The 15,386-nt window shown below is 60.2% G+C and carries 11 protein-coding genes; 10 read left to right on the forward strand and 1 reads right to left on the reverse strand.

Going from position 1 to position 15,386, the window contains the following annotated elements; all coding sequences use genetic code 11:
* The first annotated feature begins 32 nt into the window (after positions 1-32).
* The 4 genes from ileS to ispH are packed head-to-tail and all read left to right on the forward strand — an operon-like array spanning position 33 to position 4,778.
* The gene (ileS, locus tag ACJ8HN_RS15480; RefSeq protein ID WP_442523671.1) at positions 33-2,849 is read left to right on the forward strand and encodes an isoleucine--tRNA ligase; all 2,817 of its coding nucleotides are present in this window, start codon (positions 33-35) and stop codon (positions 2,847-2,849) included.
* A 13-nt stretch (positions 2,850-2,862) separates the two neighbouring features.
* Positions 2,863-3,372 (forward strand): signal peptidase II, encoded by a 510-nt coding sequence (lspA, locus tag ACJ8HN_RS15485; protein WP_041033196.1) that lies wholly within the window; start codon positions 2,863-2,865, stop codon positions 3,370-3,372.
* A 1-nt stretch (position 3,373) separates the two neighbouring features.
* Entirely contained in the window at positions 3,374-3,844 is a 471-nt protein-coding gene (gene fkpB / locus ACJ8HN_RS15490; RefSeq protein WP_033637057.1) for an FKBP-type peptidyl-prolyl cis-trans isomerase, read from the forward strand.
* Positions 3,825-4,778, forward strand: coding sequence for a 4-hydroxy-3-methylbut-2-enyl diphosphate reductase (ispH, locus tag ACJ8HN_RS15495; protein ID WP_033637058.1), 954 nt, complete (start codon positions 3,825-3,827; stop codon positions 4,776-4,778). Before fkpB ends, ispH begins: the two co-directional genes overlap by 20 nt.
* Before the next feature lie 274 nt (positions 4,779-5,052).
* Here ispH and ACJ8HN_RS15500 read toward each other — a convergent pair whose 3' ends face one another.
* Positions 5,053-5,979: a LysR family transcriptional regulator gene (locus tag ACJ8HN_RS15500; protein WP_049213073.1), complete on the reverse strand. Its 927-nt coding sequence runs from the start codon at positions 5,977-5,979 to the stop codon at positions 5,053-5,055.
* A gap of 190 nt (positions 5,980-6,169) precedes the next feature.
* On the opposite strand from ACJ8HN_RS15500, the gene pvcA reads away from it, so the two are divergent.
* The 6 genes from pvcA to carB all read left to right on the forward strand — a co-directional run bounded on the left by pvcA (position 6,170) and on the right by carB (position 15,324).
* Entirely contained in the window at positions 6,170-7,135 is a 966-nt protein-coding gene (gene pvcA, locus ACJ8HN_RS15505; protein ID WP_442523672.1) for an L-tyrosine isonitrile synthase, read from the forward strand.
* Positions 7,136-7,231: 96 nt separating this feature from the next.
* Complete coding sequence (locus ACJ8HN_RS15510; protein WP_033637064.1) at positions 7,232-8,095, forward strand: TauD/TfdA dioxygenase family protein; 864 nt, start codon at positions 7,232-7,234, stop codon at positions 8,093-8,095.
* Between the two features lie 24 nt (positions 8,096-8,119).
* Positions 8,120-9,379 (forward strand): glycosyltransferase, encoded by a 1,260-nt coding sequence (locus ACJ8HN_RS15515; protein WP_442523706.1) that lies wholly within the window; start codon positions 8,120-8,122, stop codon positions 9,377-9,379.
* Between the two features lie 263 nt (positions 9,380-9,642).
* On the forward strand, positions 9,643-10,464 hold the full coding sequence (dapB, locus tag ACJ8HN_RS15520) for a 4-hydroxy-tetrahydrodipicolinate reductase (RefSeq protein ID WP_033649157.1): 822 nt from the start codon (positions 9,643-9,645) through the stop codon (positions 10,462-10,464).
* 470 nt (positions 10,465-10,934) lie between these two features.
* Positions 10,935-12,083: a glutamine-hydrolyzing carbamoyl-phosphate synthase small subunit gene (carA, locus tag ACJ8HN_RS15525; RefSeq protein WP_103774063.1), complete on the forward strand. Its 1,149-nt coding sequence runs from the start codon at positions 10,935-10,937 to the stop codon at positions 12,081-12,083.
* 16 nt (positions 12,084-12,099) lie between these two features.
* On the forward strand, positions 12,100-15,324 hold the full coding sequence (gene carB, locus ACJ8HN_RS15530; RefSeq protein ID WP_038873387.1) for a carbamoyl-phosphate synthase large subunit: 3,225 nt from the start codon (positions 12,100-12,102) through the stop codon (positions 15,322-15,324).
* The last annotated feature ends 62 nt before the right edge of the window (positions 15,325-15,386 follow it).

The raw sequence follows: 15,386 nt of genomic DNA on the forward strand, positions 1-15,386 counted from the left end.
TCTCTATAGCCGAAAACGGAACCGAGAATCTAATGAGTGACTACAAGAATACCCTGAACTTGCCGGAAACAGGGTTCCCGATGCGCGGCGATCTCGCCAAGCGCGAACCTGGCATGCTGCAACGTTGGTATGAACAGGATCTGTACGGGATTATTCGTACTGCCAAAAAGGGCAAAAAAACCTTCATTTTGCATGACGGCCCTCCGTATGCGAACGGCAGCATTCACATTGGTCACTCGGTTAACAAGATTCTCAAAGACATTATCATCAAGTCGAAAGGGATGGCCGGCTTCGACTCGCCTTATGTGCCGGGTTGGGACTGCCACGGCCTGCCGATCGAACTGAAGGTTGAACAGCTGTACGGCAAACCGGGCGAGAAGCTGACGGCGGCCGAGTTCCGCCAGAAGTGCCGCGAGTACGCGGCCGAGCAGGTTGAAGGCCAGAAAAAGGACTTCATCCGCCTGGGCGTGCTGGGCGACTGGGATCGTCCGTACCTGACCATGGACTTCAAAACCGAAGCCAACATCATCCGCGCGCTGGGCAAGATCATCAGCAACGGCCACCTGCTGAAAGGCGCCAAGCCGGTTCACTGGTGCACCGACTGCGGATCGTCGCTGGCGGAAGCGGAAGTGGAGTATTACGACAAGACTTCGCCGTCGATCGACGTGACTTTCCATGCGGCCGACGCGGCTGCCGTGGCGGCCAAGTTCGGCGTGAGCAACTTCAGCGGCGCCATCTCCCTGGTTATCTGGACCACCACCCCGTGGACCCTGCCGGCCAACCGCGCGATCTCGCTGCACCCGGACTTCACCTATCAACTGGTGCAGGTTGACGGCCAGTGCCTGATCCTGGCGGCCGAACTGGTGGAAAGCGTGATGAAACGCGCCGGCATCACCGAATGGACGGTGCTGGGCAGCTGCAAAGGCGCCGATCTGGAGCTGCTGCGCTTCAAACACCCGTTCATGGACTTCGACGTGCCGGCAATCCTCGGCGAGCATGTGACCCTGGACGCCGGTACCGGTGCGGTGCACACAGCGCCGGGTCACGGCCCGGACGACTTCGTGATCGGCCAGAAATACGGCCTGGAAGTGGCCAACCCGGTAGGGCCGAACGGCTGCTACCTGACCGGCACCTACCCGCTGCTGGACGGCAAGTTCGTCTTCAAGGCCAACGATCTGATCGTCGATCTGCTGCGCGAGAAAGGCGCGCTGCTGCACGTCGAGAAGTTCCTGCACAGCTATCCGTGCTGCTGGCGCCACAAGACGCCAATCATCTTCCGCGCCACGCCGCAATGGTTCATCAGCATGGATCAGAAAGGCCTGCGTCAGCAGTCGCTGGAAGAGATCAAGGGCGTGCAGTGGATCCCGGATTGGGGTCAGGCGCGCATCGAAATGATGGTGGCCAACCGCCCGGACTGGTGCATCTCGCGTCAGCGCACCTGGGGCGTGCCGATGTCGCTGTTCGTGCATAAAGAAACCGAGCAGCTGCACCCGCGCAGCGTTGAGCTGATGGAAGAAGTGGCCAAGCGCGTCGAGCAAGACGGCATTCAGGCCTGGTGGGATCTGGACGCCGCCGACATCCTCGGTGCGGAAGCCGCCGACTACGTGAAAGTGCCGGATACGCTGGACGTGTGGTTCGACTCCGGCTCCACCCACGCTTCGGTGGTCGACGTGCGTCCTGAGTTCCACGGCCACAGCGCCGACATGTATCTGGAAGGCTCCGACCAACACCGCGGCTGGTTCATGTCATCGCTGATGATCTCCACCGCGATGAAAGGCAAGGCGCCTTATAAAGAAGTGCTGACCCACGGCTTCACCGTTGACGGCCAGGGCCGCAAGATGTCCAAGTCGATCGGCAACACCGTCAGCCCGCAGGACGTGATGAACAAGCTGGGCGGCGACATTCTGCGTCTGTGGGTGGCGTCGACCGATTACACCGGCGAGATTGCGGTGTCCGACGAGATCCTCAAGCGTTCCGCCGACTCTTATCGCCGCATCCGCAACACCGCGCGCTTCCTGCTGGCCAACCTGAACGGGTTCGAGCCGAGCACCGATTGCGTGGCGCCGGAAGACATGGTGGTGCTGGATCGCTGGGCGGTCGGCCGTGCGCTGGCGGCGCAGCAGGATATCGAGCAGGCTTACGCCAACTACGATTTCCACGAAGTCGTGCAGCGTCTGATGCAGTTCTGCTCGGTCGAGATGGGCTCCTTCTACCTGGATATCATCAAGGATCGTCAGTACACCGCGAAGAGCGACAGCGTCGCCCGCCGCAGCTGCCAGACCGCGCTGTATCACATCGTGGAAGCGCTGGTGCGCTGGATGGCGCCGATCATGTCGTTCACTGCGGACGAGATCTGGGGCTTCATGCCGGGCAAACGCGCGCAGTACGTGTTCACCGAAGAGTGGTACGACGGCCTGTTCGGGCTGGCGGAAGGCGAGCCGATGAACGACGCTTTCTGGGCCGAGCTGCTGAAAGTGCGCGGCGAAGTGAACAAGGTGCTGGAGCAGGCGCGTGCCGACAAACGCCTCGGCGGTTCGCTGGAAGCGGCGGTAACGCTGTATGCCGACAGCGAGCTGGCGGCGCGCCTGAACAGCCTGCAGGATGAGCTGCGCTTCGTGCTGCTGACCTCTGCGGCAAGCGTTGCGCCATTGGCGGAGGCGCCGGCCGACGCGCAGGCTTCCGAGCTGCTGAAAGGGCTGAAGATCGCCTTCAGTACGGCGCCGGGTGAGAAGTGCCCGCGCTGCTGGCATTACACCACCGATATCGGCCTGGTGGCGGAGCATGCAGACATCTGCGGCCGCTGTGTAAGCAACGTCGCCGGTGACGGCGAGAAGCGTAACTTTGCCTGAGAACTCGCGCCTGATGAGTAAATCAATTTGTTCGACCGGCCTGCGTTGGCTGTGGGTTGTGGTGGCGGTGCTGGCGCTGGATTTCGGCAGCAAGCAGTGGATCCTCGCTAACTTTACGCTGGGGCAGTCCCAGCCGTTGATCCCGTCGTTCAACCTGTTTTACGCGCGCAACTACGGCGCTGCATTTAGCTTCCTGGCCGACCATGGCGGCTGGCAGCGCTGGTTCTTCGCCGGCATCGCCATCGCCATCGTTGCGGTGCTGCTGGTGATGATGTACCGCAGTGCGGCGCAGCAGAAGCTGAACAACATCGCCTACGCCTTTATTATCGGCGGGGCGTTGGGCAATCTGTTCGATCGCCTGTGGCACGGTTTCGTGGTCGATTTCATCGACTTCTACGTCGGTGACTGGCACTACCCGACCTTCAATCTGGCGGACAGCTTTATCTGCGTGGGCGCGGCGATGATCGTGCTGGAAGGTTTCCTGTCGCCGGCGAACAAAAGCGCAAAGAGTAAAGGTGAGTAATATGACGGCTCAGGTTATCAGTGACAGCGCGGTGCTGGTTCACTTTACGCTGAAACTGGAAGACGGTTCGACCGCCGAATCCACCCGCAGCAGCGGCAAGCCGGCGCTGTTCCGCCTCGGGGACGGCAGCCTGTCGGCACCGCTGGAAGCGCAGCTGCTTGGCCTGCGCGCGGGCGACAAATGCGCCTTTACCCTGCAGCCGGAAGCGGCGTTCGGCGCGGAGAACCCGGATCTGGTCCAGTTCTTCTCGCGCCGCGACTTCGCGGAAACCGGCGTGCCGGACGTGGGCACCATCATGCTGTTTACCGCCATCGACGGCAGTGAAATGCCGGGCGTGGTGCGCGCGGTGGCGGAAGATTCGATCACCGTCGATTTCAACCATCCGCTGGCGGGCCATCCGGTGACCTTCGATATCGAAGTGCTGGAGATCGATCCGCAGCAGGAGGAGATGCATGCAAATATTGCTGGCTAACCCGCGCGGCTTCTGCGCCGGGGTTGATCGTGCGATCAGCATCGTGGAACGCGCGCTGGAGCTGTATGGCGCGCCGATCTACGTGCGGCATGAAGTGGTGCACAACCGCTACGTGGTCGACAGCCTGCGTGAGCGCGGCGCGGTGTTTATCGAAGAGATAGCCGAAGTGCCAGACGGCTCTATCCTGATCTTCTCGGCGCACGGCGTTTCTCAGGCGGTGCGCGCCGAAGCCAAGGCGCGCGATCTGACCATGTTGTTCGACGCCACTTGCCCGCTGGTGACCAAGGTGCATATGGAAGTAGCGCGCGCCAGCCGCCGCGGCACCGAAGCGATCCTGATCGGCCACGCCGGGCACCCGGAGGTGGAAGGTACCATGGGCCAGTACAGCAACCCGCAGGGTGGCATGTACCTGGTCGAATCGCCGGAAGACGTGTGGAAGCTGCAGGTGAAAGACGAAAACAACCTGTGCTTCATGACGCAGACCACGCTGTCGGTGGATGATACCTCGGACGTGATCGACGCCTTGCGTCAGCGTTTCCCGAAAATTATCGGGCCACGTAAGGATGATATCTGCTACGCCACTACCAACCGTCAGGAAGCGGTGCGAAACCTGGCCGGCGATGCGGACGTGGTGCTGGTGGTGGGGTCGAAGAACTCCTCCAACTCCAACCGTCTGGCGGAACTGGCGCAGCGCGTCGGCAAACCGGCTTATCTGATCGACTCGGCGGCGGATATTCAGGAAAGCTGGCTGAGCGAAGCGCGCAATATCGGCGTTACCGCCGGCGCCTCGGCACCGGACGTGCTGGTGCAGGAGGTGATCTCTCGCCTGAAAGCGCTGGGTGGCCTGGACGTGCATGAAATCAGCGGGCGTGAAGAGAACATCGTGTTTGAAGTGCCTAAAGAGCTGCGCGTGGACGTTCGTCAGATCGACTGACATGCGCCGGCGGATGACAACGGGGAGCTTAGGCTTCCCGTTTTTTTTGGAAAGCGCGCCGCGTAAAAAAATAATATTCCATGCATATTCAAATTTTCTGCTAACTAAAGTCAAATTTATTCTGAGTATTTGAAATAACGTCGATGTGATTAATTATATAGGCTGGCGAAAAGTCATTAATAAAAATATCATTAGGCTGCAATCTAAATGGGGCCCGGTGTTGGCAAGGTGATTACAATAATTACAATAATAGATGTTGCAGATGTTTCTTATTTTATTCCTGCCGAATATGTTCTACGGGGCTTAATCCCTTCTCCTGCAAATAGAGTTTCATATGTTCAAGCAATCGTCTGACTTTTAATGGCTGGATCTCCCTGCGCGGCATAATGGCATAGCAATTAATTTCCGGTAACCGCCAATCGGGCAATATTTCAATCAGCTCGCCGCTGCGCAATTCACGTTCAACGTTGGCGAAGAAATTGCGAATGATACCCTTACCGGTCAGCGCCAACTCCTTCATCGCCATACCGCTGTTGGTGAACAAGCGCCCGGTCATACGCATGCGGTGTTCACCGCCGTTACGATGGATCAGACGGACAAACTGCGGGTTGCCGAGCGGCGTAAAGGTGACCCATTGGTGGTGCGTCAGCGCCTGTGGCGAATCCGGCACGCCGTGATGCGCCAGGTAAGCCGGCGAGGCGCACAGCACTTCGCGGCAGCACGCCAGCCGCGTGGAAACGTAGCTGGAGTCGGCCAGCACGCCGCCGCGTATCGCCAGATCGATGCGCTGCGTGATGAGATCTATCTTCTCATCGTGGATTTCCAGCCGCAGCGTGAGACGGGGATGTTCGTCGAGAAAACTTTGCAGCGCAGGCACCAGGTAGTGAGTGGCGAATTCGGTGGAGGTGGCGACGCGCAGCTCACCGACCAGTTCGCCGCGCAGCGCGGCGATCCGTTGTTGGCCACGTTCGGCGGCGTGGATCATCAGCAGGCAATCTTCATAAAAGCACAATCCGGCTTCGGTCAGACTCAATGAACGCGTCGATCGCAGCAGTAATTGAATGCCCAGATGTTCCTCCAACTGGCGAATATGCTGGCTGACGGCGGAAGTCGTCATGCCCAATTCTTTTGCCGCCATGCTGAATGCGCCGCAATCGACCACTTTTGAGAAAATGGCCATGCGTTTTAAAATATTGCTCATAGTTTGTTAAGCACAACTTAACCAAGATTGTGAATTATACGGGCTAATAATATAGCACTATCTCTTCTATATTGCCCGAAGCATATAAACGCCGGGCTGATTATTATTTCGCAGGGTTTTTTCTCTTTTTGATAAATCTTATTGCGCTTATCAATAATTCACCCGCGCCACATCGCAACAGGAGCTCATTGTGGACAGCGCTCAGAAAGAAGAAATATCGTTAAAAATTCTACGTGAATTATTGCAATACCGCCGCCGCTTCCCCGGTGACGATACCTCGATTGCCGAAGAAGAACGGCGGGTCACTCAGGTGCAATTGCCGCGCATTCGGGCATTCATTGAAAACGAGCAACGTATCGAATTCGTGCTGCCGGCCTTTCCCACCAAGTCGCCCAACACCAACAAGGTGATCGGCGCGGTGCCGGACATGGCGGAGCGGCTGTCGCTGATCTTCCTCAACTCGCTGTGCCAGCGCATTCAACTCTATTACCCGCCGGGGGCGCATATCGTTATCTGCTCCGACGGCCACGTGTTCGGCGATCTGATCCGCGTCAGCGATGAAGCGATCAACCACTATCAGCGTGAGATTGAAAGCCTGCTGCATGAAGTGGGCGCGACGCACCTGAGCGTGTTCAACCTCGGCGACGTCAAAGGCCTGGCGGAACATACCGATGATTACGATCTGCTGCGCCGGCTGTTGGTGGAGGGCTATGCCGAATCGGAAGAGGCGATCAAGCAACAGCTGATGCAGGACGAACAGGGCCTCTTGCTGTACCGCGCCATCACGCGCTTCCTGTATGAAGACAGCCAACTGCCGGGCTACAGCGGTTCCAACGCCGCGCTGCAGAAAGACGCCAAACAACGCGCCTGCGGCGTGATCCAGCGCAGCTGGGCCTGGGGCAACCTGCTGGCGCAGCATTTCCCGGCGGCGATCCGCCTGTCGATTCACCCGCAACCGGCCGACAGCCTGAAAATGGGCATCCACATGATGCCGACCAAAGACGACTGGCTGACGCCGTGGCACGGCGTGGCGGCCAACGTGAACGGCCAGTTCGTGCTGATGAAGCGTAAAGACGCGCAGAGCCTGGACGGCGAACTGGTGGAGATCCGCGGCACGCCGAGCCATTACCTGATCGAACAACCGCAGATGGTCTGAGGCCGTGGCGGGCTTTTGCGCCCGAAATCCTGGCGGGCGCGTTTTTGACGGCACGTTGCCGTGTGAGCAGCACATTCGATGCAAGGAGAATCACCGATGAACAACCAACCGCTTAATTGCCATATTCAACCGAATACCCCGTTTGGCGCGATCCTGACGCCGCAGCATCCGGGGCAAAAGATCGGCGAGCTGCCGGTGGCGGCGCTGCGGGCGCTGGCGCAGGAACACCACTTGCTGGTGCTGCGCGGATTCGACTCGGGTTTCAGCGAGGCGGAAGTTCTGACTCGCTACGCTGAGCTGTGGGGCGAGATCATGATGTGGCCGTTCGGCGCGGTGCTGGACGTGAAGGAGCATCCGGACGCCAAGGATCATATCTTCGACAGCAGCTACGTCCCGCTGCACTGGGATGGCATGTATAAGCCGACCATCCCCGAGTTCCAGCTGTTCCACTGCGTGGCGGCGCCGTCGCCGGACGAAGGCGGATGCACCACCTTCGTCGACACCACGCGGCTGTTGGCCAATGCGGACGAAGCGCTGCTGGATCAGTGGCTGTCGGTCTCGATCACCTACCGCATCAAGCAGGTGGTGCATTACGGCGGCGAAGTCTGTTCGCCGCTGGTGGTGCAGCACCCGAACGGCAGGGGCTTAATCATGCGCTACAATGAACCGCCGACGGAAGGAAAAAAATTCCTCAATCAACATGCGCTGGAATACCACGGCGTGCCGGAACACCAGCAAGAACAGTTCCACCACACTCTGCAGCAGCACCTGTACGATCCGCGTCACTATTATGCCCACCAATGGCAGCAGGGCGACGTGGTGGTGGCGGACAACTTCTCGCTGCTGCACGGCCGTGAGGGCTTTACCGCCCGTTCCGCGCGTCATTTGCAGCGCGTGCATATTCAGAGCAACCCGGTGTGCGCCAATCTGGCGCTGAAGCCGGCCAACGCAGAAGCGTAAAGGAGCATTATGGCAAGGATACTGATGGCGGCGGTCGCCACTCCGGGGCACGTCTACCCAATGTTAGCCATCGCTCGCCACCTGATTGCCCAAGGGCATCAGGTGCGGGTGATGACCGGCGCGCTGTTTCGCGAACGCGCCGAGGCGGCGGGCGCGAGCTTCGTGCCGTTCGACGCGCAGGTGGATTTCGATTACCGCCATCTGGAAGAGCACTTCCCCGAGCGCGCCGCGCTGCCGCCGGGCAATGCGCAGATGGCGCTGGCGCTGAAGGATTTCTTCGCCGCGCCGATCCCGTTGCTGGATCGGCAACTGCGTGCGGCCATCGCCGCCGAAAAGACCGATCTGCTGATGGTGGAGAACTGCTTCTACGGCGTGCTGCCGCTGCTGCAGTCCGCCGAGCGGCCGCCGGTCTTCGGTATCGGCGTTACGCCGCTGTCGTATTCTTCGCGCGATGCTATTTTTTATGGCCCGCGTATCCCGCCGGCGCTGCTGCCGCAGGCGTTGACCCGTGAGCAACTGGTGGATGAGGAAACGCGCGTGCTGATCGATGACGTGCAGCAGAGCTTCGATGCGGCGCTGCTGCAGGCGGGCGGGCGGGCGCTGGATCGCCCGTTCACCGACGCGCTGATCGGCGGCTGCGAGCGTTTCCTGCAGCTGGCTACCACGGCGCTGGAATATGAGCGTGACGATCTGCCGAGCGGCGTGCGATTCGTCGGCCCGCTGCGCAGCGGCGGCCAGCCGGCGGCGGAAGAGACGCTGTGGGAGGCGGACGATCGTCGGCCGCTGGTGATCGTGTCTCAGGGCACGCTGGCCAATGTCGATCTGCATCAGCTGATCGTGCCGACGCTGCAAGCGCTGGCGCATCTGCCGGTGCGGGTGCTGGCCACCGCCGGCGGACGGACGACGGAAGGGCTGATGGACGCGCTGCCGGGCAATGCCAGAGTGCGGGAGTTTATCTCCTTCGAACGCTGGCTGCCGGAGACGGCGCTGCTGATCACCAACGGCGGTTACGGCTCGATCAACTATGCGCTGGACAGCGGCGTGCCGCTGATCGTCGCCGGCACCGGCGAGGACAAGCTGGAGGCGGCCGCGCGCGTGGTGGCCGCCGGCTGCGGCATCAGCCTGCACACCAGCACGCCGAGCGCCGAACAGATCCTGGCGGCGGCGACGCGCATTCTACAGCAGCCGATCTATCGGCAACGTGCGGTGCTGGTGCGTGAGGACTATGCCCGCCACGACGCGCTGACGGCGATCGCCAACGAAGTGGCCGCTATCACCGCCTGACCTCGCCGTTCTCCCTTCCGCAGGCGCCGTTTTCGGCGCCTTTATCCCGCATTTTTTTGCCATGGAAACTGCATGATTATGTACAATCGTCGCAGGCCGCCAAATCGGTTGAATGTTAATCTCACGACAGCGCCGCTGATGAAAGCGGGGGAATATCATAATTTTCTAATTATGAAATGAATCCTCTGGCGACGCTGAAGCGGGGCGGTTACCCTGAATCGATAGCCTAATGGGATAGGCGTCAAATCAAGAAGAGAGCAAGCATGAGTGATACACAAATCCGCATTGCGATTGCGGGCGCCGGCGGCCGGATGGGCCGTCAGTTGATCCAGGCGGTGCAGCAGGCGGAAGGCGTGGTATTGGGGGCGGCGCTGTCGCGCCCGGGTTCCAGCCTGATCGGCGTCGACGCCGGTGAGCTGGCGGGCATTGGCGCGCTGGGCGTCAAGGTGAGCGACAGTCTGGAGAAGGTGGCGAACGAGTTCGATATTTTGATCGACTTCACCCGCCCGGAAAGCACCCGGGGCTACCTGGATTTTTGCGTGGCGCACCACAAGGCGATGGTGATTGGCACTACCGGCTTCGATGACGCCGGCAAGCAGGCGATCCGCGATGCGGCGCAGCATATCGGCATCGTGTTCGCCGCCAACTTCAGCGTCGGCGTCAACCTGGTGCTGAAACTGCTGGAGAAGGCCGCGCAGGTGATGGGCGACTATACCGATATCGAAATCGTTGAGGCGCACCACCGCCACAAAGTGGATGCGCCGTCGGGCACGGCGTTGGCCATGGGCGAAGCGATCGCCGGCGCGCTGGGGCGCGATCTGAAAAGCTGCGCGGTCTATGCGCGCGAAGGCCATACCGGCGAGCGCGATCCGAAAAGCATCGGCTTTGCCACCATTCGCGCCGGCGACATCGTCGGCGAGCACACCGCGATGTTCGCCGACATCGGTGAACGGGTGGAAATCACCCATAAAGCCTCCAGCCGTATGACTTTTGCCAGCGGCGCGGTGCGAGCGGCTTCCTGGTTACATAACCGTGATAAAGGTCTGTTTGATATGCGCGACGTGTTGAATTTGGACCAATTATAATTGATTTGCATACCATCGTGATGTGGTTGTATTGATCATAATGCTATGATAATCGGACAATAAATTTATTGTCCTTTTTTTTAACATGAAAAATGAAGTGTTGGTTTGATTTTGTTGTCGTTATTGTTATTTATCGATGATTATCTCGCTAATCACCCCGTTTTCATCCACCAGATCCCATTTCAGCGTCTTTTTAAGCCCATTCTGGCGCCATTTTCCGTCATTCAGCTTCGCAACCGTTTTCCAGCCCCTGTTTTCTGTGTTTTTATCGACGCTCAAGCCACATGAGCGCCGAGAACTGCAAAAATAAAACAAAAAACGGCAGTTTGGGTAGACAAGCCGGGCACTCATCATTAAAATGCGCCCAATTTGCCAAAAATTGGCCTCGCGGACGGTTTTTGCATTGATTTAGATCGCGATATCTGAATTAATATGCAAATATTGTGATTGATTATTCCTCGGAGGATGTTTTGATAAAGTCAGCGCTATTGGTTCTGGAAGACGGAACCCAATTCCACGGTCGGGCCATCGGGGCAGAGGGAACGGCAGTGGGGGAAGTGGTCTTCAATACGTCGATGACCGGTTATCAAGAAATCCTCACTGATCCTTCCTATTCCCGCCAGATCGTTACTCTTACTTATCCTCATATCGGCAATGTCGGCACCAATGCTTCCGACGAAGAATCCTCCGCAGTACACGCCCAAGGCCTCGTCATTCGTGACCTCCCGCTGATCGCCAGCAACTACCGCAACGAAGAAAGCCTGTCCGACTACCTCAAGCGTCACAACATCGTGGCGATCGCCGATATCGATACCCGTAAATTAACCCGCCTGCTGCGCGAGAAGGGCGCCCAGAACGGCTGCATCATCGCCGCCGATTCGCCGGACGCCGCGCTGGCCCTGGCCAAGGCGCAAGGTTTCCCGGGGTTGAAGGGCATGGATCTGGCGAAAGAGGTCACCACCCAAGAGGCTTACAGCTGGCAGCAAGGCAGCTGGGCGCTTGAAGGCGACCTGCCCGAAGCCAAAACCGCCGCGGAGCTGCCGTTCCACGTGGTGGCTTTCGACTACGGCGCCAAGCGCAACATCCTGCGCATGCTGGTGGATCGCGGCTGCCGCCTGACCGTGGTGCCGGCGCAGACCCCGGCCGACGAGGTGCTGAAAATGAATCCGGACGGCATCTTCCTGTCCAACGGCCCGGGCGACCCGGAGCCGTGCGACTACGCCATCGCCGCCATCAAACAGTTCCTGGAAACCGACATCCCGGTGTTCGGCATCTGCCTGGGCCACCAGCTGCTGGCGCTGGCCAGCGGGGCGAAAACCATGAAGATGAAGCTCGGCCACCACGGCGGCAACCACCCGGTTAAGGATCTGGACAACAACACCGTGATGATCACCGCGCAGAACCACGGCTTCGCCGTCGATGAAAACAACCTGCCGGCGAACCTGCGCGTCACGCACAAATCGCTGTTCGACCACACGGTGCAGGGCATTCACCGCACCGACAAGGCGGCGTTCAGTTTCCAGGGTCACCCGGAAGCCAGCCCTGGCCCGCACGATGCCGCGCCGCTGTTCGATCACTTTATCGAACTGATTGAGACTTACCGTTCTAACGCCAAATAATCAGGAGCAGTAAAAAATGCCAAAACGTACAGACATAAAAAGCATCCTGATCCTCGGCGCTGGCCCGATCGTTATCGGCCAGGCGTGTGAGTTCGACTACTCGGGTGCCCAGGCGTGTAAAGCGCTGCGCGAAGAGGGTTACCGCGTCATTCTGGTCAACTCCAACCCGGCGACCATCATGACCGACCCGGAAATGGCCGACGCGACCTACATCGAGCCGATCCACTGGGAAGTGGTGCGCAAGATCATCGAAAAAGAGCGCCCGGATGCGGTGCTGCCGACCATGGGCGGCCAGACGGCGCTGAACTGCGCGCTGGAGCTGGAGCGTCAGGGCGTGCTGGCCGAATTCGGCGTGACCATGATCGGCGCCACCGCCGATGCGATCGACAAGGCCGAAGACCGTCGCCGTTTCGACGTGGCGATGAAGAAAATCGGTCTGGATACCGCGCGTTCCGGCATTGCGCACACCATGGAAGAAGCGCTGGCGGTCGCCGCTGACGTCGGCTTCCCGTGCATCATCCGCCCTTCCTTTACCATGGGCGGCACCGGCGGCGGCATCGCCTACAACCGCGAAGAGTTCGAAGAGATCTGCGAACGCGGCCTGGATCTGTCGCCGACCAACGAGCTGCTGATCGATGAATCGCTGATCGGTTGGAAAGAGTACGAGATGGAGGTGGTGCGCGATAAGAACGACAACTGCATCATCGTCTGCTCCATCGAAAACTTCGACGCCATGGGCATCCACACCGGCGACTCGATCACCGTCGCACCGGCCCAGACCCTGACCGACAAGGAATACCAAATCATGCGCAACGCCTCGATGGCGGTGCTGCGTGAGATCGGCGTGGAAACCGGCGGCTCCAACGTGCAGTTCTCGGTCAACCCGAAAACCGGCCGCCTGATCGTTATCGAAATGAACCCGCGCGTGTCGCGCTCTTCGGCGCTGGCGTCGAAAGCCACCGGCTTCCCTATCGCCAAGATCGCCGCCAAGCTGGCGGTGGGCTACACCCTCGATGAGCTGATGAACGACATCACCGGCGGCCGCACCCCGGCATCGTTCGAACCGTCCATCGACTACGTCGTGACCAAGATCCCGCGCTTCAACTTCGAGAAATTCGCCGGCGCCAACGACCGCCTGACCACCCAGATGAAATCGGTCGGCGAAGTGATGGCCATCGGCCGCACCCAGCAGGAGTCGCTGCAAAAAGCGCTGCGCGGCCTGGAAGTGGGCGCCACCGGCTTCGACCCGAAAGTGAGCCTGGACGATCCGGAAGCGCTGACTAAAATCCGCCGCGAGCTGAAAGACGCCGGTTCCGACCGCATCTGGTACATCGCCGACGCCTTCCGCGCCGGTCTGTCGGTTGACGGCGTCTTCAACCTGACCAACGTCGACCGCTGGTTCCTGGTGCAGATTGAAGAGCTGGTGCGCCTGGAAGAGCAGGTGGCCGAAGCGGGCATCAACGGCCTGAACAAAGCGTTCCTGCGCACCCTGAAGCGCAAGGGCTTCGCCGATGCGCGTCTGGCCAAGCTGGCCGGCGTCGCCGAGAGCGAAATTCGCAAGCTGCGCCACAGCCACGGCCTGCATCCGGTGTACAAGCGCGTGGATACCTGCGCGGCGGAATTCGCCACCGACACCGCCTATATGTACTCCACCTATGAAGAAGAGTGCGAGTCCAACCCGACCAACGACCGGCCGAAAGTGATGGTGCTGGGCGGCGGGCCGAACCGTATCGGCCAGGGCATCGAGTTCGACTACTGCTGCGTGCACGCCTCGCTGGCGCTGCGCGAAGACGGCTACGAGACCATTATGGTCAACTGCAACCCGGAAACCGTCTCCACCGACTACGACACCTCCGACCGTCTGTATTTCGAGCCGGTAACGCTGGAAGACGTGCTGGAAATCGTGCGCATCGAGAAGCCGAAGGGCGTGATCGTGCAGTACGGCGGCCAGACCCCGCTGAAGCTGGCGCGTGAGCTGGAAGCCGCGGGCGTGCCGATCATCGGCACCAGCCCGGACGCCATCGACCGCGCCGAAGACCGCGAGCGCTTCCAGCAGGCGGTTAACCGTCTGGGCCTGAAGCAGCCGGCCAACGCCACCGTCACTGCCATTGAGCAGGCGGTGGAGAAGGCGGCGGGCATCGGCTATCCGCTGGTGGTGCGCCCTTCCTACGTGCTGGGCGGCCGGGCGATGGAAATCGTCTATGACGAAACCGACCTGCGCCGTTACTTCCAGACTGCGGTCAGCGTGTCCAACGATGCGCCGGTGCTGCTGGACCGCTTCCTGGACGACGCGGTGGAAGTGGACGTCGACGCCATCTGCGACGGCGAGCGCGTGCTGATTGGCGGCATCATGGAGCACATCGAGCAGGCGGGCGTGCACTCCGGCGACTCCGCGTGTTCGCTGCCGGCGTACACCCTGAGCCAGGAAATTCAGGACGTGATGCGTCGCCAGGTGGAAAAACTGGCGTTCGAGCTGCAGGTACGCGGCCTGATGAACGTGCAGTTCGCGGTGAAAGACAACGAAGTCTACCTGATTGAAGTCAACCCGCGCGCCGCGCGCACCGTGCCGTTCGTCTCCAAAGCGACCGGCGTGCCGTTGGCCAAGGTGGCCGCGCGCGTAATGGCGGGCAAAACGCTGGTCGAGCAGGGCGTGACCGAAGAAATTATCCCGCCGTACTACTCGGTGAAAGAAGTGGTGCTGCCGTTCAACAAATTCCCGGGCGTCGACCCGATTCTGGGGCCGGAAATGCGCTCTACCGGGGAAGTGATGGGCGTGGGCCGCACCTTTGCGGAAGCCTTCTCCAAAGCGATGCTGGGCAGCAACTCGGGCATGAAGAAACAGGGCCGCGCGCTGCTGTCGGTGCGTGAAGGCGACAAGGCTCGCGTGGTCGATTTGGCCGCCAGCCTGCTGAAGCAAGGCTTCGAGCTGGACGCCACCCACGGCACCGCGGTGGTGCTGGGCGAAGCGGGCATCAACCCGCGCCTGGTCAACAAGGTGCACGAAGGGCGTCCGCACATTCAGGATCGTATCAAGAACGGTGAGTACACCTACATCGTCAACACCACGGCCGGTCGTCAGGCGATTGAGGACTCCAAGCTGATTCGCCGCAGCGCCCTGCAGTACAAGGTGCACTACGACACCACGTTGAACGGCGGCTTCGCCACCGCGATGGCGCTGAAAGCAGATCCGACCGAGCAGGTGACGTCGGTGCAGGAAATGCACGCGCGCATCGGCAAGTAACCGCGCGATAACGCTACGCCAGGGGCGCTGCAGTTCAATGCAGCGCCCTTTTTTATTCAGCG

Source organism: Serratia sp. CY29653 (genome assembly GCF_052169255.1).
GTDB lineage: Bacteria > Pseudomonadota > Gammaproteobacteria > Enterobacterales > Enterobacteriaceae > Serratia > Serratia sarumanii.